Consider the following 19547-nt stretch of genomic DNA (forward strand, 5'->3'; position numbering starts at 1 on the left):
GTCCAGACTTCAATCCCATTGAACAGGTGTTCGCCAAGATAAAAACATCGCTGCGAGCGGCAGCCAAACGCACCATTGATGAGCTCTGGTCGGTCATTGGAGAATTAATGGACGCCTTCGCTCCGGACGAGTGTGAGCAATATATCCGTCATGCCGGCTATGGCAAGTCAACGTGAAAATGCTCTAGTGCTGCAATCAATGCCCGCGCTTGCACAGGAGGCACCCAGAATGTTTCAGGACGATCTGGAAAGACCTGAGGTGGTCAAGGCATGGTTGATTGAAAATGGCGCCAAGGCTGACAAAGAGTCGGCCAGGGAATTCTTCGAGTTGGGCCGGAAACTGAAAAAGGAAAAACGTTGGGCGCTTGCGAGCAAGGCGTTCGGCGGCAGCGCTATTCGCTATCCCACTCCGCAGGCATTGAATGAATATGCTGAAGCGAGCATCCGCGACCTTGGTACCCGCTTAGACGCACAGTACGTGGTGCCGCTCTACCAGTCCGCCATAGCCGCAGACACGGTACTGCATCTGATGAGCGAAGAAGAGAAGAGCGCAACAAAGCATAATCTGGACTGCCTGCACGTCTACATGCAGCTCAAGAAAGTGCAGCCCGGTTGTCGGCCTTTGCAAGCCTATGGTTTGAGCAAATAGATGCGCATGTTGTTCGCGCTGCGGGACGACATACTTGTCGAGGCATCTCGGTTGATGATTATTCAGCTTCAATTCGGAAGGTTACAGAGGAACCACGCAAAGAAGGCCGGGCATCCTTTCACGGATACCCGGCCTTCAGTATTCCGGTGCCCGGCCCTGCGCGCTGTTCGCCTGCAGGGGCAGCGCGACTGCGCTGATGGCGGAGGCTGAACCTTGCTTAGATGGATTCAGCGATCGCGCGAACCCTCTTGATCTCGTCGGCGCTCGGGCTGTCGTGGCGGATGGCCTTTGTCATGGAGATGGCTTTGTCCAGAGCGTCGATGAAAGTGCCGAAGAATGCGGCGGAGCGGTTTGCGGTTTGGATGGCAAGAGCTGTCATGGCTGTTCCTTTCGTAATGTCCTGTGCTGTTGAAAACAATATAGGCCTCGCCACGCAACATTCCCAATTTCAAGTGGTGATGTAGAGTTATAAGCAGCATGAATAAAAGTCTGTCTTCGACTTTTCAAAGTCAATATTAAACGTCAGACCGTCTTGCGATGTCCTCCGGCAACTTCGGAGGCAAGTTGGATGGCAGCAGGCGACTCTCCATCTACGAATGCATCTGCTGCGTTGCGAATAACGCAGGAAATCAGTGGAAATACAGCAGCCGCAGCGCCAGCGTGTATCCCGCCTCGGTCGCCATCAGCGCGACCAGCACCAGCAGGCACAGCGGCGGCAGGAGAATGGCGTAGACCAGCGACAGGCGCTCCCATGCCATGTGCATGAACACCGACACGATCAGACCTGCCTTCAGGAGCATGAAAAGAAGAATCAATGTCCAGCGCAGATAGCCCTGTACGTGAAAATAGTCGACGAGATAGGACATGGCACTGAGGACGAACAGCAATCCCCAGATTTTCAGGTAGAGGCTGATCGGATGCTGCTGTCCGCTATGCGTATTCGCCGCATCATCCGCGGCAGGCGTGCCCGGCGTGCCAAGTGTGATTTGCGTGCTCATGGCCGTCCTCACCACAGGTAGAACAAGGCAAAGATGAATACCCAGACCAGGTCGACGAAGTGCCAGTACAGGCCGGCGATCTCGACGATCTGGTAATTGCCGCTTTGCTCATATCGCCCGCGCAAGACGCGCGATGCGACCACCAGGAGATAAATGACGCCGGCCGACACGTGCAGGCCGTGGAAGCCGGTGATCATGAAGAAGGTCGAGCCGAACTGTGCGGCGCCCATCGGATTGCCCCAGGGGCGCACGCCTTCCTCGACGATCAGCTTGGTCCATTCGAACGCCTGCATGCCGACGAACATCGCGCCGAACGCTGCGGTGGCGAACATCAGCGCGGCAGTGCGCATGCGGTCGCGGCGATAGGCGAAATTGACCGCCATCGCCATGGTGCCGCTGCTGGTGATCAGAACGAAGGTCATGATGGCGATCAAGATCAGCGGAACGTCGGCGCCGCCGATATGCAGCGCAAAGACTTCGCTGGGATTGGGCCACTGCACGGGCGTGGCCATCCTGACCGTCATGTAGCCGGTCAGGAAACAGCTGAAGACGAAGGTGTCGGAAAGCAGGAAGATCCACATCATCGCCTTGCCCCAGGACACCTGGAATGCCGCCTGGTCCGATGCCCAGTCCGCAACCAGTCCACGCCAGCCGCCGGCCGGCATCTGCTGCACGGAATGTGCCGGCTGCAGCGGCTGGGAGGGAGATAATTGCGCACTCATGTTCGTCTCCTTGTGCCCTCGTCTCAGCGGGTGCCGCAAATCAGGCGCACCACTTCCGGCGTGAGCCAGCCGAGTGCGCCGAACAGCACCAGCCATACGGCCAGCAGAAAATGCCAGTAGCGCGCGCACAATCCGATGCGCCTTGCGGCCTGCGCCATGTCGGCACCGGAACGCATGCCGCGCAGCGATGCCGCCCAGGCAATCTCGCCGCCTGCGACGTGCAGCGCGTGCATGGCGGTCAGCAGATAAAAGAAGCTGGCGGCCGGATTGCCGGCCAGGGAGACCTGATTCGTCAGCAGCTGCTGCCAGGCCAGGATTTGCACGGCGATGAACGCCGCTGCGCAGATGCCGCCCGCGATGAACAGGCGGCGCGCCTCGCGCCATCTTCGGTTATTCGCCCTCGTGCTTGCCATTTGCAGCAGCAGGCTGCCTGTCGCCAGCAGGGCGGTGCTGAGCCATAGCTGCGGCGGCATGGCCAGCGGAGACCAGTCGAAGGACTCCATCCGCATCACATAGGCGGCGAGGAAAAGGGAAAACAGTGCGGTAGCCACGCCCATGAACACCCAGAGCGCAACGGCGGCGGGAGAACTGCGCCAGCCGCCGTACCGGCCCAATGCCTCGCCGGAATATTCTCCATTGCCGTTGCCGTCGTCACGCCCGGCCGCGACCTTGGGCAGGATTGCCGTATTCATGTCAGCGCCTCCTTGCCGCCGTAATGCAGCGGCTCTGTGCCCCCTGCATCGGGTGCCGCGTTCTGTGCGATGAAGTCCTGCGGCGCGCCCGGCACGCTGTACGCGTAGGCCCAGCGGTGCACGACCGGCAGCGCCGGTCCCCAGTTGCCGTGGCCGGGCGGAGTCGCCGGCGTCTGCCACTCGAGCGAGGCGGCCCGCCATGGATTGCCGTCCGCCCGCCTGCCATGGAACACTGACCGGACAAGGTTGTAGACGAACACGATCTGGGCGGCGGCGACCACCAGCGCCACCACGCTGATGAAGGCGTTCAGGGTGTGGGCAGATTGCGGGATGAATTCATACTGCTGGAACGCATAATACCGGCGCGGCATGCCCAGCACGCCGAGATAATGCATGGGAAAGAAGATCGCATAGGTGCCGAGGAAGGTCGTCCAGAAATGCAGCTTGCCGAGGCGGTCGTCGAGCATGCGCCCGGTCACCTTCGGATACCAGTGATAAATGCCGCCGAAGACCACGAGGATGGGCGCCACGCCCATCACCATGTGGAAGTGCGCGACCACGAAATAGGTGTTCGACAGCGGAATGTCGACGCTCACGTTGCCCAGGAACAGGCCGGTGAGCCCGCCGATGACGAAGGTGCTGATGAAGGCAAGCGCGAACAGCATCGGCACCGAGAGATGGATGTCGCCGCGCCACAGGGTCAGCAGCCAGTTGTAGACCTTGATCGCGGTGGGTACCGCAATGATGAGCGTGGTGGTCGCGAAGAAGAAGCCGAAGTAGGGATTCATGCCGCTGACGAACATGTGGTGCGCCCACACCACCACCGACAGCACGCCGATGGCCAGGATCGCCCATACCATGTTGCGGTAGCCGAAGATGCTCTTGCGGGCATGCACGCTGATCAGGTCGGACACGATGCCGAAGGCGGGCAGCGCGACGATGTAGACCTCGGGATGGCCGAAGAACCAGAACAAATGCTGGAACAGGAGCGGGCTGCCGCCCTTGTAATCGGTGACCTGCCCCATCGATACCAGCGAGGGCATGAAGAAGCTGGTGCCGAGCGTCCTGTCGAGCAGCATCATGACGCCGCTCACGAACAGTGCCGGAAACGCCAGCAGCGCAAGAATGGTGGCGACGAAGATGCCCCAGACGGTGAGCGGCATGCGCATCAGCGTCATGCCCTCGGTGCGCGCCTGCAATACCGTGGTCACATAGTTGAGGCCGCCCATCGTGGCGGCGACGATGAAGATCACCAGCGACACCAGCATCAGGATGATGCCCCATTCATAACCCGGCGTTCCCTGCAGGATGGCCTGGGGCGGATAGAGCGTCCAGCCGGCGCCGGTCGGCCCGCCGGGCACGAAGAAGCTGGCCATCAGCACCAGTACCGATAGCAGGTAGACCCAGAAGCTCAGCATGTTGAGGAAGGGGAAGACCATGTCGCGCGCGCCGATCATCAGCGGGATCAGGTAATTGCCGAAGCCGCCGAGGAACAACGCTGTCAGCAGGTAGATCACCATGATCATGCCGTGCATGGTGACGAACTGGTAGTAATGCTGGGCGTCGATGAAGGCGAAGCGGCCGGGAAAGCCGAGCTGCAGCCGCATCAGGTTGGACAGCGCGACGCCGACCAGGCCGACCGCGATGGCAACGCATGCATACTGGACGGCAATGACCTTGTGGTCCTGGCTCCAGACATACCGGGTCCAGAAACTCTGCGGGCCGTGCTGCGCATCATGACCGGTGTAGCTCATGGCGTTCTCCCTGTTATTTCTGCGCTTTCGCGGGCGCGCTGCCCAAAGACTGGATATAGGCCACCAGCGCGGCCAGTTCTTCGTCGGACACCGGAATCTTCGGCATGATGGGCGGAAAACCCTTCACCTGCCGGGCTTGGGGATTGAGAATGAATTCCCTCAGGTAGGCTTCATCCACCAGCGCGGTGCTGCCGTCGGTCATGGTTTCGGTCTTGCCGTACAAGCCCTTCCATGTCGGGCCGACGCCGGGCGCACCGTCGGCGGTATGGCAGGCAACGCAGCCCTTGGACTGGGCGAGCGACTTGCCCTGCGCGGCGCGCGCTTCAGGTCCGCCGGCCGCCGCATTTGCGTTCGCGTTCACGGTTGCGGTGCTGCCGCCGGCCGGCTTGGCCATGATGGTCGCGAACGTCGGCTGCGCGGCCAGCCATTTGCCGAAGGAGGCATCATCTTCCACCACGACGTAGCTGCGCATGTTGTAGTGGCCGAGGCCGCACAGCTGGGCGCACAGGATCTCGTAGCGGCCCGGCTTGGTGGGCGTGAACCAGAACGAAGTCACCATGCCGGGCACGATGTTCATGCGCGCGCGGAACTGCGGCACGTAGAAATCATGCAGCACGTCATTCGAACGCAGCAGCATTTTTACCGGCTTGTTGAGCGGCAAATGAAGATCGCCGCTGACGAGAATGTTGCCGTGGCCGAGCGGGTCGTCCGGATCGAGGCCGTAGGGATTGCCCGCATCGACGTGGCGGGTATCGCTAAGGCCGAGCTTTCCGTCGCTGCCGGGGTAGCGGAAATGCCATTGCCATTGCTGGCCCACGGCTTCCACAATGATGGCATCCTTCGGCGGCTCCACGTATTCCGCATACACGAACAGGCCGGGTGCCAGCAGCGCCATGATGGCCACGGTCGTGCCGGCAAGCAGCCAGCGCTCCAGCTTGCGGTTATCGGGTTCGTAGGCTGCGCGAGAGCCGTCGCGATGGCGAAAGCGCCAGAGCGCATAGGCGACGAAGAGATTGATGCCGACGAAAAAGATGCCGGTCACCACCAGCGTGATGGCGAGCGTGTCATCCATCTGGCTCCAGTTGGAAGCCAGCGGCGTGATCCACCATGGGCTCGCGATGTGAAAGGCCAGGGCCGCAACGACAATGACAATGAGCCAGACAGCCATTCCCATGTCTTTCCCCTTCAAGCTTGCTTGAATCCCTTTTGCCGTATTCCACCGCGGTTACGCCGCATGCATCAATGCGGCGCCGGCCGCATCACGGAAACACGGGAACGTGCGAGTCCTCGCCGCGGAAATTCAGTTCGGGATGCCGCTGTGCGAGCAGTTCCTCGATTGCCTTCACCCGCTGATTCGGCACATCGGCGATCATGAGCACTCTTCCTTTTTCGATCTCCGGGAAGAATGACTGAAGCCTGGTGTTGGGAATGGCCGCGGCCACCATGCTGGCCGCCCAGCCTCCGAACAGGATGCCCACCAGGCTCGATGCCGTGACCACCAGCGCCGGCGATGCCAGGTCGAAGTAATAGATGATGACGAAGCCGAGGCAAAGCCCGAGAAGCGCTCCCGCGATCATGCCGTTCTGCGCCCCATGCACCACGTCCGTCTTGTGAAGAAAGTTGGCTTCCGGCAGATCCTCCGGCAGCGGCGCCCTCGACATGAAATGAACATGGCGTTGTTCAATCCGATGCAGCAGCAGGTCGTCGAGCGTCCGACGCGCACTTTCGATGTCGGGCAGCAGATAGAAAAGTCGATGTCGCATGGCTACCTCCTTGAATGCCTTGCTCCGTGACAGATTCAGTATATGCAGCCGTATCAAAGATTCAATCCGCTAATTGTTTCTGCAAGCCGACTGGCATCAATCATCAATGATCATCGATGCCCGCCATGCGTTTTGTTTCATGCAATCTTCAGCGATCAAGCTGCGGAAATGCGCTCGCCTTTGCAGGGCGACAGGGGACTAGCCGCCGTGATACAAGGTCAGCTGACCGGTGCGCGGATTGATGACGGTGTCGTTCATGACCGGTTCGAAACCCCTCGCATCCATTCCGGATCGACCCGCACTGCCGGAATACGCCGTCGACGAACTGCCGGAATACATTTCCCGCATGTTCGAACATCCGGTCGTCGCGATCACAAGAAGACCTATCAAGGCGAGCGTTCTCATCTGAACCTCCTGAGGGTTGGCGAGGGTTTTCCCTGCCCGACATGCAGCGAATATCCCCGCGATGACCTGCGCAGCAGCGGAGTTGATTCTTCATTCTGGCCGGGTGCAGGCAGGCGTGCGCATCCAGCCGGATGCGGCGCACCAGGACATGGAGAGCGTAAGCTCACCATAGGGCGGACATCTGCGAATGCAAGCGCTCGTCGCTTGATAACTCATGCCTGTATGAGATAGGACAGGCATGCTCCAGAAAACCTCGATGCACCATGCCTTGTTGCCGGCGGCGGGCAACTAACTACCGGGTCCTGCCGGTAGCAGGCCGCGATGACCCTGCGGTTAAAGGCATCTCCAAGACATCCGCTGCACGGCAGCAATGCCGTCAGTAAGCTATGTAAAGCCGTGTAAAGACACTCGCCCTGACTACACCAGCATATAAACTTCATCACACTTTTACGTCAATGCACGACGGCATTTCCGCCGATGGCGCCAGCTTGTACTGCATCCGCCTGGCCCTTTTCATCACTTATCAGGATTTGCCACATCCAGTGCATTGCATCCGCTGGCAAACGGCATGCCTCATGCGAGGCCTGCAGATCGAACACGCTCAAGCGAACGTCATCGTTCTGCCCATGCATCGTCATGTGTCATGGCGGTCTGCCGCGTCCCTTTAAACCGGAGTTAAAGGATGCACCATGAAACACAGGATTTCATTATTTCTTGCAGGCGTTTCGCTGAACCTCATTGCCGCCTCCGCGCCGGCGCAGACCGTAGTGGCGCCGTTTCCCGCTTCTCCTCCAGACCCGAACAACGTATTCACCCGCATGTTCCCGGACCTGCCTTCCTTTGCGGAGCAAACCGACACCGCGCGGCGCACGGTACAGCGACTGGGAGCGCGCGGCGGCATCCTGGATGCGCAGGACAACCTCACCGACCCGGTCCGCTCCATTACCGAGCCGGCCGTCTTTAGTCCCCGCAACAGGGACAACCCCAACATGACCGCCGGCGTCACCTTTCTCGGCCAGTTTCTCGACCATGACCTCACCCTGGACAAGAACTCTCCGTTAAACGAGAACACTTCGCCCGGCGAGATCCTTAATTTCCGTACGGCCGCATTCGATCTCGATTCCGTCTACGGCGACGGGCCTTCCGGTTCTCCGCAGCTCTATGACAGCAGCTCGGGCCGCATCAAATTCATCGTGGAAACCATTCCCGGCTCCGATGCCGTATCGCGGCACGGTGTGCCGAGGAACGACGTGCCGCGCGACGCGAAAGGCAATGCCCTGATTGCCGACAGCCGCAACGACGAGAATGTCATCCTGTCGCAGCTGCATCTGGCAATGCTGTCCTTCCATAACGCGGTGACGGATTATCTCGACGAGCAGCCCGAATACCGCAATGCCAGCGCCGAAGACGTTTTTGCCGAGGCGCGCCGGCTTGTCACATGGCATTACCAGTGGATCATTCTCCACGAGTTTCTGCCGGCGACCATCGGCCAGGACCGCGTCGACCGCATGCAGGCGGAAGGCCTGCATTACTACTATCCCCGGCAGCGGGCCAGGCGCATGGATAAGAAGGAAGAGCGCGGCCTTGCGCTGATACCCATCGAATTCGCGGTGGCCGCCTACCGCTTCGGCCATTCGCAGGCACGCCCCAGCTATCGCCTCAATTTCGGTGCCACCGGCGGTTCGCCCTTCTTTGCCTTCCTGTTCGACGACAATCAGGATCCCAACTCCTCCGATCCCGATGACCTGCGCGGCGGCAAGCGCGCACCGAGGCGCTTCGTCGACTGGCAAACCTTCTTCAATTTCGGCGACAGCAATTCCCGCCCCAACAAGCGCATCGACACCAAGCTGTCTTCGGTGATCATGAACCTGCCGGGCTCGCGCGCAGCATCGCCCGGACTGCCGGCCGACGGCCTGCAGTCGCTGCCCGCGCGCACGCTGACCCGGCATGTCAACTTCGGCCTGCCGTCCGGCCAGGCGGTGGCGCAGAAGATGCACCTTCCCGTCCTCACGCCGGAACAGCTTGCCGACCTCGCGACCTATGCCGCCGACAGCAAGTCCACGCTGGACAATTCCACGCCCCTGTTTTTCTACGTCCTGAAGGAAGCGGAACTGATGGAAGATGGCCTGCGCCTGGGGCCGGTGGGTGCCTCCATCGTCGGGGAAGTCTTCATGGGCCTGCTGAAGCGGGACAAGGGCGGCTTTCTCCACGCGCATCCCGACTGGCGGCCGACACTGCCGTCCGCCCAGCCGGGACGCTTCATGATGACCGATCTGCTGAAGTTTGCCGGCGTGGTGCCGCCTTTGTGATTCGGCACCAGCCTGGGTAGGTCGCAACCGTGTACTAGAGCGCTTTCGGGTTGACTGGACTCGGCGAGGCCGAGGTGAATTGCCTGCGGAACAAGGCGTGTTGACGCGACATGGCGGGGCCATGGCAAGGAGACACAACGCAGTGCCGCTGGCAAATCGACCGGCATCGACAGTACAGTCAACCCGAAAGCGCTCTAATGCTCGGCGAGGCGCCGGCCGAGCGCGCGCAGCAGGCCGGCGCCGTTTCCGCTCCACGCGCTGCCATGCATGCAGGCCAGCGTGGAGGGATTTTCACGCGCAAGCTTCTCGATCAGCGAAGCCGCGTTGGCCGAGTGGGAAAAGTAATCCATCGGCCGGCGGAAGGCTTCGCTCGGTTCCAGGATATCGCTTTGCGTCAGTGCAACCAAACCGCGGCCGCCCTGGGTGAAGAGGTCGCCGCAGAACATCGTCGCGGTTACGGTATCCATCAGGTAGCCGGTCTCCCATCCGTGCGGCATGTGAGGCGCGTCCAGCCATTTCACGGAATGCGCGCCCAGGCCGAGTTCCTCGCCGTCGGCCATCGCACGTGCAGGCCTGTTTGCCACATCGTTGACGGAAACCAGCGCGGCGACATGGCTGCACAGGGGAACGGCGTGCGGCGCCGCCTCCAGCCACTCATTGAGCGAGCCGCATTCGTCCGCCTCGAAATGCGACAGCGCGACGTAGCGCAACTCCCTTGCCGGCATGATCTTTTCGACGGCCTCATGAACCAATGGAAACATCTTGCGCGGCCCGGTATGAAAGAGCAGCGGCTGGTCGTCCAGTATCAGGTACTGATTGAAGGAAAAGCCGCCCGGAACCGTGTCCGTCGGCGTGTTGATCCGGTAGATGCCGGCCGCAATCTCGTTCACGTTCGTGCCGGAAGCGGCATTGGTCATGGTCATCGCATCCTCCTCGATTGCATTACGGACCCGGGCTGCCGGTGTTGCCGGATAGGCTTGGCCTTGGCAAGGCAGGCCCGTTCCGGAATGGTCTTCCTCCGGGCTGAGGCGGGCTTGATTCAGCGCAAACCGGAACGAACGAGGCAGCCGGAGCACTGCAGCCGGGGGATGCGCCGCCGTGGACTCGCAAAATAAAAACGCCCCGCATTGCAGGGCGCTTTATCGTTGTCTTTGTCCATGTTGAGGGAGCGGCAACTACTGCTCGAGCTTCAGCTCCACCCGGCGCGGCACGCCGCTCGGGCCGGGGAAATCGGTGAACGCACTGCGCACCATGAAAGGCATCACGGCGGCAAGCGAACTGTTGGTGCCTTCGCTGACCACCGTGGTCTCGTACAGTTTCTTGCCCGTCGCCATGTCGGCCATCTGTATCTTCAGCTGCCGGTTGAACAGCTGGTACTGCGACACGCGCTGCTCCACGATGGGCGGTCCGTACCAGAACGGGTCATAGAAGGGACTGTAGAACGGGCCGTAATAGCCGCGCCAGGCGGGACCCCAATAGGGATAGGGATTGACCACGACCGGATAGACTTCGCGCACATCGCGCCCGTTGTTGCTGTAGCTGAGCGATACCTTCAGGGCCGGCTTCACCGATGCGGGCGCTTCCTCGAAGCCGAGGCGGGCGAGTTCGTTGCGCACCAGGTTTTCATAGTTGCGGTATTCGAGGCTGTCGTTCTGTTCCTTCGTTCGCTCGAAGACATAGGTCTTGCTGGGAAGGGTGGCAGGCCATTCATGAAAGGCCGTGACGCTGCTCCTGAACGTGCTGGTCGCGCAGCCGCCGAGCAGCATCGCTGAAACCGCCATCAGCATGGCGATCATCCATCGCTTCATTACATCTCTCCGGATCGGATATTGGTTAAAAGTTCAGAATGGAAAATGGAGTTAAAAATTCCGTAAATTTTTGTAACCCACTTTGTCGGCAAGTACCGCGATCTTTAACTCCCTACTCGACTGCGCGACCGTGGCATGCCGCCCTTCAGCGCGGGTTTTCAAAGAAGATGTAGTTCGACCCGAAGTCGCTGATCTCGAAATACACCTTCTTTTCGCCGGGATCGGCAATCATGTTCAGGTTCTCGTCCAGCACCCCGTAGCCGAAGCGATAGGAGCGCGGCCGGCCGTCGTCGGTGCCGGAAGCCGTCGTCATCTTGTCGATGCGGATGAAGCGCCGCACCAGCTTGTCGCCCGCGTAGTATTCGAGCACGCCGTTGGTGCCGGTCCAGTTCTGGACCGAGCGGCTGATCTGGTTCTGCTGCTCCTGGGTACACGCCGAAAGCAGTGCCGAAATGGCAACTACGAAAAGCGCAAAGGAAGACTTCATCGGAATAGGCTCCTGCTGCCGTTGGTTGGTAAAATGCCACTTTGCGCCATTATCTCCTGATTCCATCAGCCTATGCGTACCGACACTCCCCAAGCCATCTACCGCAAGGATTACACGCCGCCGACCTACTGGGTCAATACCGTGGAAATGGGCTTCGACCTCGATCCCGACCTGACCCGCGTCGCCACCCGCCTCACGCTCAGCCGCAATACCGGCAGCCGCGGCAAGAGCCTCGTGCTGTACGGCGAGAGCCTTGAACTCGTGCAACTGCGCATGAACGGCAAGGAAGTCGGCAAGCGCGGCTACACCCTGGGCAACGGCGTCCTTGAAATCTTCAATGTGCCCGACGAGGTCACGCTCGACATCGAGACCGCCATCCAGCCCAGCCAGAACACCTCGCTGATGGGCCTGTACACCTCCAACGGCAACTTCTTCACCCAGTGCGAGGCCGAAGGTTTCCGCAAGATCACCTTCTTCCCCGACCGGCCCGATGTCATGGCCAAGTACAAGGTCATGTTGCGCGCCGACAAGAGCCGCTATCCGGTGCTGCTGTCCAACGGCAACCTGATCGAGGAGGGCGACTTGGGCGACGGCCGCCACTATGCGGTATGGGAAGACCCGTTCAAGAAGCCGTCCTATCTGTTCGCCCTGGTGGCCGGCCAGCTGGTGTGCCAGGAAGAAACCTACACGCTGCAATCCGGCCGCGAAGTGCTGCTGCAGGTGTGGGTCGAGGAAGGCAATCTCGACAAGACCCAGCATGCGATGGATTCGCTCAAGAACAGCATCCGCTGGGATGAGGAACGCTTCGGCCTGGAGCTCGACCTCGACCGCTTCATGATCGTGGCCGTCGGCGACTTCAACATGGGCGCGATGGAAAACAAGGGCCTCAACATCTTCAACACCAAGTATGTGCTGGCCAACCCGCGCATCGCCACCGACGCCGACTATGCCGGCATCGAATCGGTGGTCGGTCACGAATACTTCCACAACTGGACCGGCAACCGCGTCACCTGCCGCGACTGGTTCCAGCTGTCGCTCAAGGAAGGCCTCACCGTCTTCCGCGACCAGGAATTCTCGGCCGACCTGATCGGCACCGACAGCGGCCGCGCGGTCAAGCGCATCGAGGACGTGCGCGTGCTGCGCCAGGCGCAGTTCCCGGAAGACGCCGGCCCGATGGCGCATCCGGTGCGGCCCGATTCCTACGTGGAGATCAACAACTTTTATACCGTCACCATCTACGAGAAGGGCTCGGAAGTGGTGCGCATGTACCAGACCCTGCTCGGCCGCGACGGCTTCCGCAAGGGGATGGACCTGTACTTCGAGCGGCATGACGGCCAGGCCGTCACCTGCGACGACTTCCGCGCCGCGATGGCCGACGCCGGCGGCCGCGACCTGACCCAGTTCGAGCTCTGGTACAGCCAGGCCGGCACGCCGCGCGTCAAGGTCGAGACCCGCTACGACGAAGTTGCGCAGAGCTACATGATCACGCTCACCCAGTCCTGCCCGCCGACCCCGGGCCAGCCGACCAAGCTGCCCTTCCATATCCCGGTGGCGGTCGGCCTGCTCGACAGCGGCGGACGCGACATGCCGCTGGTGCTCGACAGCGTCGAGGGCGGCGACGAGATCGACGCCGCACCGACGACGATGGTGCTCGAACTGACGGAGCAGAGCCAGACCTTCCATTTCCGCAATGTGCGTGAACAGCCGGTGCCTTCGGTGCTGCGCAACTTTTCCGCGCCGGTGATCCTCGACATCGAATACACCGACGCCGAACTCGCCTTCCTGATGGCCAACGACAGCGATGCCTTCAACCGCTGGGAAGCCGGCCAGCGCCTCGCCATGCGCCGCATGCTGGCGCTGACCGAGGCGGTGAAGAACGGCGAGCAGTTGACGGAAGGCGCCGCCGAAAAGGCGCTCGGCAACGCATTCCGCGCCACGCTGACCGACACCGCGCTCGATCCGGCCTTCTGCGAACTCGCGCTGACGCTGCCCTCGGAAAGCGTGGTGGCCGAACAGATGGATGTCGTGCATCCGCAGGCCATCCACCAGGTGCGCCGCTTCCTGCGCCGTTCGCTGGCATCGGCCATGCGCTTCGACTGGGAAGTCGCCTACCAGTCCAACCGCACGCCCGGCGCCTACAGCCCCGACCCGGTCTCTGCCGGCAAGCGCGGCCTGAAGAACCTGGCGCTGTCCTACGTGCTGGAGCTTGACGACAGCGACGCCCATGCGCTCGCCCAGGCCCAGTACGACAACGCCAACAATATGACCGACCGCGTCGCCGCGCTGTCGGCCCTGGTCAACGGCAGCGCGCCGGGCAGGGACGCGGCGCTGGCCAGCTTCTATGAAGACTTCAAGCAGGAAGCGCTGGTCGTCGACAAGTGGTTCTCGCTGCAGGCCATGGCGCGCACCACCGACGTGGCCGCCGTGCGCGCGCTGATGGAGCACCCGGCGTTCAGCCTCAGGAATCCGAACCGAGCCCGCAGCCTGATCTTCAGCTTCTGCAACGGCAACCCCGGCCAGTTCCATGCGCCCGACGGCAGCGGCTACGAGTTCTGGGCCGACCAGGTGATCGCCCTCAACACCATCAATCCGCAGGTCGCCGCACGCCTGGCGCGCAGCCTCGACCGCTGGCGCAAGTACGCGCCGGAACTGCAGGACAGAATGCGCGCCGCCCTGCAGCGCGTGGCCGCGACCAAGTCGCTCTCCAAGGACGTGCACGAGGTGATCAGCAAATCGCTCGCCAATTAATGTGCGGCAAAACCGGCGCGGCCGCCGCAGGGCAGAATCCTTGCAAGCACTTGCGGCGGCCGGGCGGTTCCGGCGACCGGAACCGCGCCGGCAAGGGAGGCCCGCTCAGTCGATAAGCCGAGCCGCCGAACACAGGACATAACTATTATTAAACCAACGGAAACGCTATGAAACGCATAAGCCTTACCCAATATCTGGTCGAAGAGCAGCGGCTGCACAACAGCATCCCCGCCGAACTGCGCCTGCTGATCGAAGTCGTCGCCCGCGCCTGCAAGACCATCAGCCACGCCGTCAGCAAGGGCGCGCTCGGCGAAGTGCTCGGCAGCGCCGGCAGCGAAAACGTGCAGGGCGAAGTGCAGAAGAAGCTCGACGTGCTCTCCAACGAAATCCTGCTCGAAGCCAACGAATGGGGCGGCCACCTCGCCGCGATGGCGTCCGAGGAAATGGAAACCATCCATCCCATTCCCAACCGCTATCCCAAGGGCGAATACATGCTGCTGTTCGATCCGCTCGACGGCTCCAGCAACATCGACGTCAACGTCTCCATCGGCACCATCTTCTCGGTGCTGAAGGCGCCGGAAGGCATGAAGGAACCGAGCGAGAAGGACTTCCTGCAGCCCGGCGTGAAACAGGTTGCCGCCGGCTACGCGGTCTACGGCCCGCAGACCGTGCTGGTGCTCACCACCGGCGACGGCGTCAACTGCTTCACCCTCGACCGCGAGATGGGTTCCTGGGTCCTCACCCAGCGCGACATGCAGATCCCCGCCGAGACCAAGGAATACGCGATCAACGCCTCGAACGCGCGCCACTGGTATCCGCCGGTCAAGCGCTACATCGACGAACTCCAGTCCGGCGACACCGGTCCGCGCGGCAAGAACTTCAACATGCGCTGGATCGCCTCCATGGTCGCCGACGTGCACCGCATCTTGAACCGCGGCGGCGTCTTCATGTACCCGGCCGACGCCCGCGAACCGGACAAGCCCGGCAAGCTGCGCCTGATGTACGAAGCCAACCCCATGGCCTTCATCGTCGAACAGGCCGGCGGCGCCGCGACCAACGGCAAGCAGCGGATCCTGGATATCCAGCCGCAGAAGCTGCACGAGCGGGTTGCGGTGTTCCTGGGCTCGAAGAGCGAAGTGGAACGGGTTACCGGGTATCACAACCAGTGATACCTTTTAGATCCTTCGGATGTCGATGGCGAAAGCAGGAATCTGCTTTTATTACGTTCTGAAGCTTTCGCCGGCTAGTAGCGTAGAAAAGTTTTTTGTAAAATGTGTATTTCGGCTGATGTAGCTCAGTTGGTAGAGCAACTGATTCGTAATCAGTAGGTCGGAGGTTCGACTCCTCTCATCAGCACCAAAAATGAAGGGCTAGCGGTAACGCTAGCCCTTCCTATATGTAATTCGTATAGATGCTGTTCTCCTTTGATTTTGCTAGATATCGCAAATTTTCAGAAACCGATCTTTTCAGAAACTGACCTCCGTAATCGCGGTGATGAGCTAAAACGCTGTATCGATAAAGCGAAACGCTTAGTTATCCACATACAAAATATTGCCAACTTTGTTGAGATAAGCTACAAAAGCGCAAAGGCCTTGCATACTAACATTGGTTACGTCTTTGCCGATTTTCGCTTTAGAAATTACTTAGTATCTGATGTGAAGTGACAAGTACTTTAAATATACTACTGTTTTTATTTCCAAGAAGTAAGTTACTATTATCGCATGGCAAAGATAACAGAAAGCGAATTGCTGCTTATTTCGAAGGCTCCTCAGGAGAAATTAAAGCATTTCTCTGATGGGGCAAAGATTGCGCAACGTGCAAGAACAACGATTCAAAAACTTCAACTACGTACTGCAAATGATCGGTTGCGATTAGCGCGTCTACAACTAAAGCATGCAATTATCGCGTATAAGGCCGAGAAGGATCAAAGTCGCACTGTGGTAAGCAGAGCCTATTATGCTATGTATCATGCAGCACGAGCCGTAACGTATGTTTCTTTTGGTGGAGACGATCATGAACAACATTCGGTACTTCCCACAAAATTGCCACACGATTTGCCGAATGCTGATATCTGGAAGAATAAGCTCAAGAATGCTCGTCTTGAGCGGAACCGAGCAGATTATGATCCGTATCCTGCCGGGGACGCAGCATTTGGAACAGTGGCAGCAGATTTAATTGATCAAGCTAAAGAGTTGATAAAAGTCGCTCAAATTTATCTTCGTTCAAAATCGTAATTTTTAAAGGCATACATGTCTGCAGAATCAAACGTTCGAAAGCTTGTGGAAGAAGAGCTTAGGATAGCTGGGATATCTCCTGTATCTATTCAGATTAGGACATTTCCTGGTGAGGTAATTGCTATCATTGAAGTTGATCGAGATTATCAACGTGCATTAGATGTAGCACAAACACTTGATGGAAAAATAGAAAACGGATTTGTAACAGTTCGTCAAGTTCAGCAAAGTACATTGAGGCGAACGAATAACAAACCCGTCGATGGCGTTCATGATGAACGAGTTGGAGCTCTGTTAAATCTCTTGAATGCAAGGTCCCGAACGTCTGAAAGTCAACCGAGCCTTCGCTATATTCAAGACGTAGATGAACGTCTTAGTTTGGCGATTTCTCCACGTCATCATCTAGTGTTTGGCAGGCGAGGTGTAGGTAAAACTGCTCTGCTTCTTGAGGCGAAGCGTACATTAGAGGGAACTGGGGCATACGTATTATGGATCAATATGCAACCGCTCAGGTCACTTAGTGTTGCGCATGCATTCCTAACCGTTGCGATGCGAGTATGTGATTTGATCCTTGGCGCATATGAGTCAGGCCTAGTCTCAGTACATAGCACAGAATTTGTGAGATCTTTGAGGTCGAATGTCGAACAAAGATTTCAGGCGACAGCTACGAAACTTAAGGACGTGACACTTTTGGTGCCGCTTCTTCAGCAAGCCTGTTCCCGCTTCTGTATCCAAGTTCAAGCATCAATGTTCATTTTTCTCGATGATATTCACTACTTGCCAAGTAGTGACGTACCACATTTTCTAGATGCTCTCCATGGAATAACACGAGATAATCCAGTTTGGTTGAAGATAGCAGGAATTCAACACCAAACAAGATGGTTTATTCCGGTGCCGCCTACAGGACTTCAAACTGGCCATGATGCAACTATTATTAACTTAGATATGACCCTAGAGCATCCAGGAAAAGCAAAAGCTTTTCTTGAAAGCGTGCTAAGAGGATATATTGACGAGTGCTCTGCCCTACCGTTAAGTAATGTATTGAGTGCTTCTGCGCTCGACCGATTGGTACTTGCTTCCGGTGGAGTACCACGTGACTTTTTGACTCTTTGCGCCCTATCTATACAAACAGCACGCCAACGGCCCAACGCTAAAACTGTGGGGGTTCAAGACGTTAATAATGCTGCAGGAGTTGCTGGCCAAACAAAACTACAAGAACTCGAGGATGATGCTGCTGCTACATCCGGACGATCCTCTGTACTCGTAGACACATTAAACATAGTACGCGATTTCTTATTAGCCCAACAGCAAATTACCTTCTTCAGAGTTGATTTCAGGGACAAAGAAACTAACGGCGCCGAGTATCGAGCTCTTCAAGCATTGGCAGATCTGCGCATGCTGCACCTCATAAACAATAGCTTGTCGGACCCACATCATGCAGGACAGCGATCTGAAGTATATTTGCTGGATCTTAGCCAATATTCGGGTTATCGCTTAAAACAAGGTCTTCACGTCTTGGATTTTGAGCGTGGACATATGGTTTTGAAACGTACACGAAGTACAGAACCGTCACGGGCCGGTGATACAGTGCTTCGATTGGTTGCTTTGTTACGTAAAGCTCCAATATTTGAGCTCAGTAATCTTTCGGGAAATGCAGTTGCTGCAACTGATATTTAATAAATTGGAAGGCGGCTAGTTATTGTCTGTACATATGACAGTGCTTAGAAATTTGGGATTTTTAATCTTGAAGTGCCTTATGAAAGGTTTTATTTACTCCCGAATTAAGTGGAATAAATAAAAAATCTTACAAAGGGTAAAGAAAATCGATTCAAATTCCTACTTCGTGTGTAGAACAGCCTACTTACATCTAGCCGCCGAAGCTCACTCTTAGAACGGCGTTTGCATTCCTTGCTATTGTTGCCGATTAACTTTCATCGAACTTTTTTCCAAAATTTCCATGCACCCCAAACACAAAAGCTAATCAAGCTGGACGTGAAAAACGAATACAGTAGAACAAGAATATCCGTCTTGTCCTCAATATTAAATTCCGCAAGATAACGACTCGCGATCCAGTTGCTGACTGCTTCAGGCGGCACAGGAAAATAACCTTCGGGATACCTGTTCCAGATAGCTCCATATAAGAACGCAAGCAGAACCAGCCATATGAACAGCCCAAGGGCTTTAAGGACTGTTCTCATCATGCCACTGTCACTTTTCCATAAGCGAGAATCTCGCTGTTCGGAACTTGTTCAAGCGTGCTGCTTTTAAGCATGTGGCTGATCGTCATGAAGTCGGCGCTGCTTTCAATCGTGATGCAGCCTTCACTGATGCCTAGTGGCCCTTTCGGATGCAAACGGAATGCTCCCCGTTTCACCTTGTCGCAGAAAACCTCATCATCAATTTTTCCATCCGCGGCATACAAGGCGAACCAGTCTTTCTTGTTGTTGCCGCTCCATAGCTCGCGCAGCCACCCCAGTCGGCCGCCTGACTCTCGTTGAAGGATGTAATAGGTTCCGGCCGGGATCGGTCCATTGCCGGCAATGCATTGGAAGCGAGGGTCATTTTTGTAGTTGTTCATTCCTGAGAACGCAGGAAATGTAGATGACCCGCAGGTCAGGACGCTCTTGGGCTTGCCGTTCAATTTGAAATTCCACGTCATCATCTTTTTGCTCGCAATCAAAAAAGCAGGAATAGTGTTTTATTTGCAAGATTGCGATTCTATCAACGAAATTCGCCGTAACCTATAGAAAAAATAGTGGCCGTTGGTACGCCAGCCCTTGACGACAAAACTGGAAATGCGTGTACCTGCTAAGGAAGCGCACGAATTAACGGGTGCTGACATGCTTTCCTGACCACTGTCTGCGACAACGCGTCCTGATATCCCTCGTAACATTTGCATATCAAATGACATCTGCCCAGGCACTGCCGGCATAAGAATGAAACATCGTTTTGCGAGCATTCGAATGCTGCAGCAAGAACGCT

20 protein-coding genes and 1 tRNA gene are annotated in these 19547 nt (G+C 57.9%); 7 read left to right on the forward strand and 14 right to left on the reverse strand.

What is annotated here, in order from left to right; translation table 11 throughout:
• Positions 1 to 228 precede the first annotated feature (228 nt).
• The gene (locus tag IGW03_RS19475) at positions 229 to 648 is read left to right on the forward strand and encodes a hypothetical protein (RefSeq protein WP_194724205.1); all 420 of its coding nucleotides are present in this window, start codon (positions 229 to 231) and stop codon (positions 646 to 648) included.
• 217 nt (positions 649 to 865) lie between these two features.
• On the opposite strand, the gene IGW03_RS19480 is transcribed toward IGW03_RS19475, so the two are convergent.
• From IGW03_RS19480 to IGW03_RS38195, 9 genes are all read right to left on the reverse strand, one after another.
• A complete protein-coding gene (locus IGW03_RS19480) occupies positions 866 to 1027 on the reverse strand; it encodes a hypothetical protein (protein ID WP_194724206.1) in 162 nt (53 codons plus the stop codon).
• Positions 1028 to 1277: 250 nt separating this feature from the next.
• Positions 1278 to 1646, reverse strand: coding sequence for a cytochrome C oxidase subunit IV family protein (locus tag IGW03_RS19485; RefSeq protein WP_194724207.1), 369 nt, complete (start codon positions 1644 to 1646; stop codon positions 1278 to 1280).
• An 8-nt stretch (positions 1647 to 1654) separates the two neighbouring features.
• Positions 1655 to 2368: a heme-copper oxidase subunit III family protein gene (locus IGW03_RS19490; RefSeq protein WP_194724208.1), complete on the reverse strand. Its 714-nt coding sequence runs from the start codon at positions 2366 to 2368 to the stop codon at positions 1655 to 1657.
• 23 nt (positions 2369 to 2391) lie between these two features.
• Positions 2392 to 3060: a cytochrome c oxidase subunit 3 gene (locus tag IGW03_RS19495; RefSeq protein ID WP_194724209.1), complete on the reverse strand. Its 669-nt coding sequence runs from the start codon at positions 3058 to 3060 to the stop codon at positions 2392 to 2394.
• Positions 3057 to 4814 carry a cytochrome c oxidase subunit I gene (gene ctaD / locus IGW03_RS19500; RefSeq protein ID WP_194724210.1) on the reverse strand — a complete coding sequence of 586 codons (1758 nt, stop codon included), beginning with the start codon at positions 4812 to 4814 and terminating at the stop codon, positions 3057 to 3059. Before ctaD ends, IGW03_RS19495 begins: the two co-directional genes overlap by 4 nt.
• A 13-nt stretch (positions 4815 to 4827) precedes the next feature.
• The gene (locus IGW03_RS19505) at positions 4828 to 5988 is read right to left on the reverse strand and encodes a cytochrome c oxidase subunit II (RefSeq protein WP_194724211.1); all 1161 of its coding nucleotides are present in this window, start codon (positions 5986 to 5988) and stop codon (positions 4828 to 4830) included.
• An 85-nt stretch (positions 5989 to 6073) separates the two neighbouring features.
• The gene (locus IGW03_RS19510; protein ID WP_194724212.1) at positions 6074 to 6577 is read right to left on the reverse strand and encodes a DUF1269 domain-containing protein; all 504 of its coding nucleotides are present in this window, start codon (positions 6575 to 6577) and stop codon (positions 6074 to 6076) included.
• 198 nt (positions 6578 to 6775) lie between these two features.
• Entirely contained in the window at positions 6776 to 6982 is a 207-nt protein-coding gene (locus tag IGW03_RS19515; protein WP_194724213.1) for a hypothetical protein, read from the reverse strand.
• A 452-nt stretch (positions 6983 to 7434) separates the two neighbouring features.
• Positions 7435 to 7587, reverse strand: coding sequence for a hypothetical protein (locus IGW03_RS38195; protein ID WP_228535802.1), 153 nt, complete (start codon positions 7585 to 7587; stop codon positions 7435 to 7437).
• A gap of 84 nt (positions 7588 to 7671) precedes the next feature.
• On the opposite strand from IGW03_RS38195, the gene IGW03_RS19520 reads away from it, so the two are divergent.
• Entirely contained in the window at positions 7672 to 9291 is a 1620-nt protein-coding gene (locus tag IGW03_RS19520) for a peroxidase family protein (protein ID WP_194724214.1), read from the forward strand.
• Between the two features lie 194 nt (positions 9292 to 9485).
• Here the strand turns inward: IGW03_RS19520 and IGW03_RS19525 are convergent, their stop codons facing one another.
• The 3 genes from IGW03_RS19525 to IGW03_RS19535 form a co-directional block, all read right to left on the reverse strand.
• Entirely contained in the window at positions 9486 to 10214 is a 729-nt protein-coding gene (locus tag IGW03_RS19525; protein WP_194724215.1) for an oxygen-binding di-iron domain-containing protein, read from the reverse strand.
• A 252-nt stretch (positions 10215 to 10466) separates the two neighbouring features.
• Positions 10467 to 11099 carry a DUF4136 domain-containing protein gene (locus IGW03_RS19530; RefSeq protein WP_194724216.1) on the reverse strand — a complete coding sequence of 211 codons (633 nt, stop codon included), beginning with the start codon at positions 11097 to 11099 and terminating at the stop codon, positions 10467 to 10469.
• 145 nt (positions 11100 to 11244) lie between these two features.
• Positions 11245 to 11586: a hypothetical protein gene (locus IGW03_RS19535; RefSeq protein WP_194724217.1), complete on the reverse strand. Its 342-nt coding sequence runs from the start codon at positions 11584 to 11586 to the stop codon at positions 11245 to 11247.
• Positions 11587 to 11658: 72 nt separating this feature from the next.
• Here IGW03_RS19535 and pepN point away from each other — a divergent pair, with 72 nt between their 5' ends.
• The 5 genes from pepN to IGW03_RS19560 all read left to right on the forward strand — a co-directional run bounded on the left by pepN (position 11659) and on the right by IGW03_RS19560 (position 18242).
• The gene (gene pepN / locus IGW03_RS19540; protein ID WP_194724218.1) at positions 11659 to 14334 is read left to right on the forward strand and encodes an aminopeptidase N; all 2676 of its coding nucleotides are present in this window, start codon (positions 11659 to 11661) and stop codon (positions 14332 to 14334) included.
• 167 nt (positions 14335 to 14501) lie between these two features.
• Complete coding sequence (locus IGW03_RS19545) at positions 14502 to 15503, forward strand: class 1 fructose-bisphosphatase (RefSeq protein ID WP_194724219.1); 1002 nt, start codon at positions 14502 to 14504, stop codon at positions 15501 to 15503.
• 114 nt (positions 15504 to 15617) lie between these two features.
• Positions 15618 to 15693: transfer RNA gene (locus IGW03_RS19550), tRNA-Thr, on the forward strand.
• A 362-nt stretch (positions 15694 to 16055) separates the two neighbouring features.
• A complete protein-coding gene (locus IGW03_RS19555; RefSeq protein WP_194724220.1) occupies positions 16056 to 16568 on the forward strand; it encodes a HEPN domain-containing protein in 513 nt (170 codons plus the stop codon).
• A gap of 15 nt (positions 16569 to 16583) precedes the next feature.
• Positions 16584 to 18242, forward strand: a complete 1659-nt coding sequence (locus IGW03_RS19560) for an ATP-binding protein (RefSeq protein WP_194724221.1) — start codon at positions 16584 to 16586, stop codon at positions 18240 to 18242.
• A 254-nt stretch (positions 18243 to 18496) separates the two neighbouring features.
• Here the strand turns inward: IGW03_RS19560 and IGW03_RS38200 are convergent, their stop codons facing one another.
• Together IGW03_RS38200 and IGW03_RS19565 are read right to left on the reverse strand one after the other, a co-directional pair.
• Positions 18497 to 18766: a hypothetical protein gene (locus tag IGW03_RS38200; RefSeq protein WP_228535804.1), complete on the reverse strand. Its 270-nt coding sequence runs from the start codon at positions 18764 to 18766 to the stop codon at positions 18497 to 18499.
• Complete coding sequence (locus IGW03_RS19565) at positions 18763 to 19227, reverse strand: DUF2778 domain-containing protein (RefSeq protein ID WP_194724222.1); 465 nt, start codon at positions 19225 to 19227, stop codon at positions 18763 to 18765. Before IGW03_RS19565 ends, IGW03_RS38200 begins: the two co-directional genes overlap by 4 nt.
• Positions 19228 to 19547 lie beyond the last annotated feature (320 nt).

This window comes from Noviherbaspirillum malthae (assembly GCF_015352985.1).
Taxonomy (GTDB): Bacteria; Pseudomonadota; Gammaproteobacteria; order Burkholderiales; family Burkholderiaceae_D; genus Noviherbaspirillum; species Noviherbaspirillum malthae.

Bases quoted from the DNA above. Each gene is read 5' to 3' on its own strand.
- IGW03_RS19545 (WP_194724219.1), top strand. From the start codon at position 14,502: ATGAAACGCATAAGCCTTACCCAATATCTGGTCGAAGAGCAGCGGCTG.
- ctaD (WP_194724210.1), bottom strand. From the start codon at position 4,814: ATGAGCTACACCGGTCATGATGCGCAGCACGGCCCGCAGAGTTTCTGG.
- IGW03_RS19555 (WP_194724220.1), top strand. From the start codon at position 16,056: ATGGCAAAGATAACAGAAAGCGAATTGCTGCTTATTTCGAAGGCTCCT.
- IGW03_RS19535 (WP_194724217.1), bottom strand. From the start codon at position 11,586: ATGAAGTCTTCCTTTGCGCTTTTCGTAGTTGCCATTTCGGCACTGCTT.
- IGW03_RS19525 (WP_194724215.1), bottom strand. From the start codon at position 10,214: ATGACCATGACCAATGCCGCTTCCGGCACGAACGTGAACGAGATTGCG.
- IGW03_RS19510 (WP_194724212.1), bottom strand. From the start codon at position 6,577: ATGCGACATCGACTTTTCTATCTGCTGCCCGACATCGAAAGTGCGCGT.
- IGW03_RS19480 (WP_194724206.1), bottom strand. From the start codon at position 1,027: ATGACAGCTCTTGCCATCCAAACCGCAAACCGCTCCGCCGCATTCTTC.
- IGW03_RS19505 (WP_194724211.1), bottom strand. From the start codon at position 5,988: ATGGGAATGGCTGTCTGGCTCATTGTCATTGTCGTTGCGGCCCTGGCC.
- IGW03_RS19495 (WP_194724209.1), bottom strand. From the start codon at position 3,060: ATGAATACGGCAATCCTGCCCAAGGTCGCGGCCGGGCGTGACGACGGC.
- IGW03_RS19565 (WP_194724222.1), bottom strand. From the start codon at position 19,227: ATGATGACGTGGAATTTCAAATTGAACGGCAAGCCCAAGAGCGTCCTG.
- IGW03_RS19515 (WP_194724213.1), bottom strand. From the start codon at position 6,982: ATGAGAACGCTCGCCTTGATAGGTCTTCTTGTGATCGCGACGACCGGA.
- IGW03_RS19490 (WP_194724208.1), bottom strand. From the start codon at position 2,368: ATGAGTGCGCAATTATCTCCCTCCCAGCCGCTGCAGCCGGCACATTCC.
- IGW03_RS19485 (WP_194724207.1), bottom strand. From the start codon at position 1,646: ATGAGCACGCAAATCACACTTGGCACGCCGGGCACGCCTGCCGCGGAT.
- pepN (WP_194724218.1), top strand. From the start codon at position 11,659: ATGCGTACCGACACTCCCCAAGCCATCTACCGCAAGGATTACACGCCG.
- IGW03_RS38200 (WP_228535804.1), bottom strand. From the start codon at position 18,766: ATGATGAGAACAGTCCTTAAAGCCCTTGGGCTGTTCATATGGCTGGTT.
- IGW03_RS19520 (WP_194724214.1), top strand. From the start codon at position 7,672: ATGAAACACAGGATTTCATTATTTCTTGCAGGCGTTTCGCTGAACCTC.
- IGW03_RS19530 (WP_194724216.1), bottom strand. From the start codon at position 11,099: ATGAAGCGATGGATGATCGCCATGCTGATGGCGGTTTCAGCGATGCTG.
- IGW03_RS19475 (WP_194724205.1), top strand. From the start codon at position 229: ATGTTTCAGGACGATCTGGAAAGACCTGAGGTGGTCAAGGCATGGTTG.
- IGW03_RS19560 (WP_194724221.1), top strand. From the start codon at position 16,584: ATGTCTGCAGAATCAAACGTTCGAAAGCTTGTGGAAGAAGAGCTTAGG.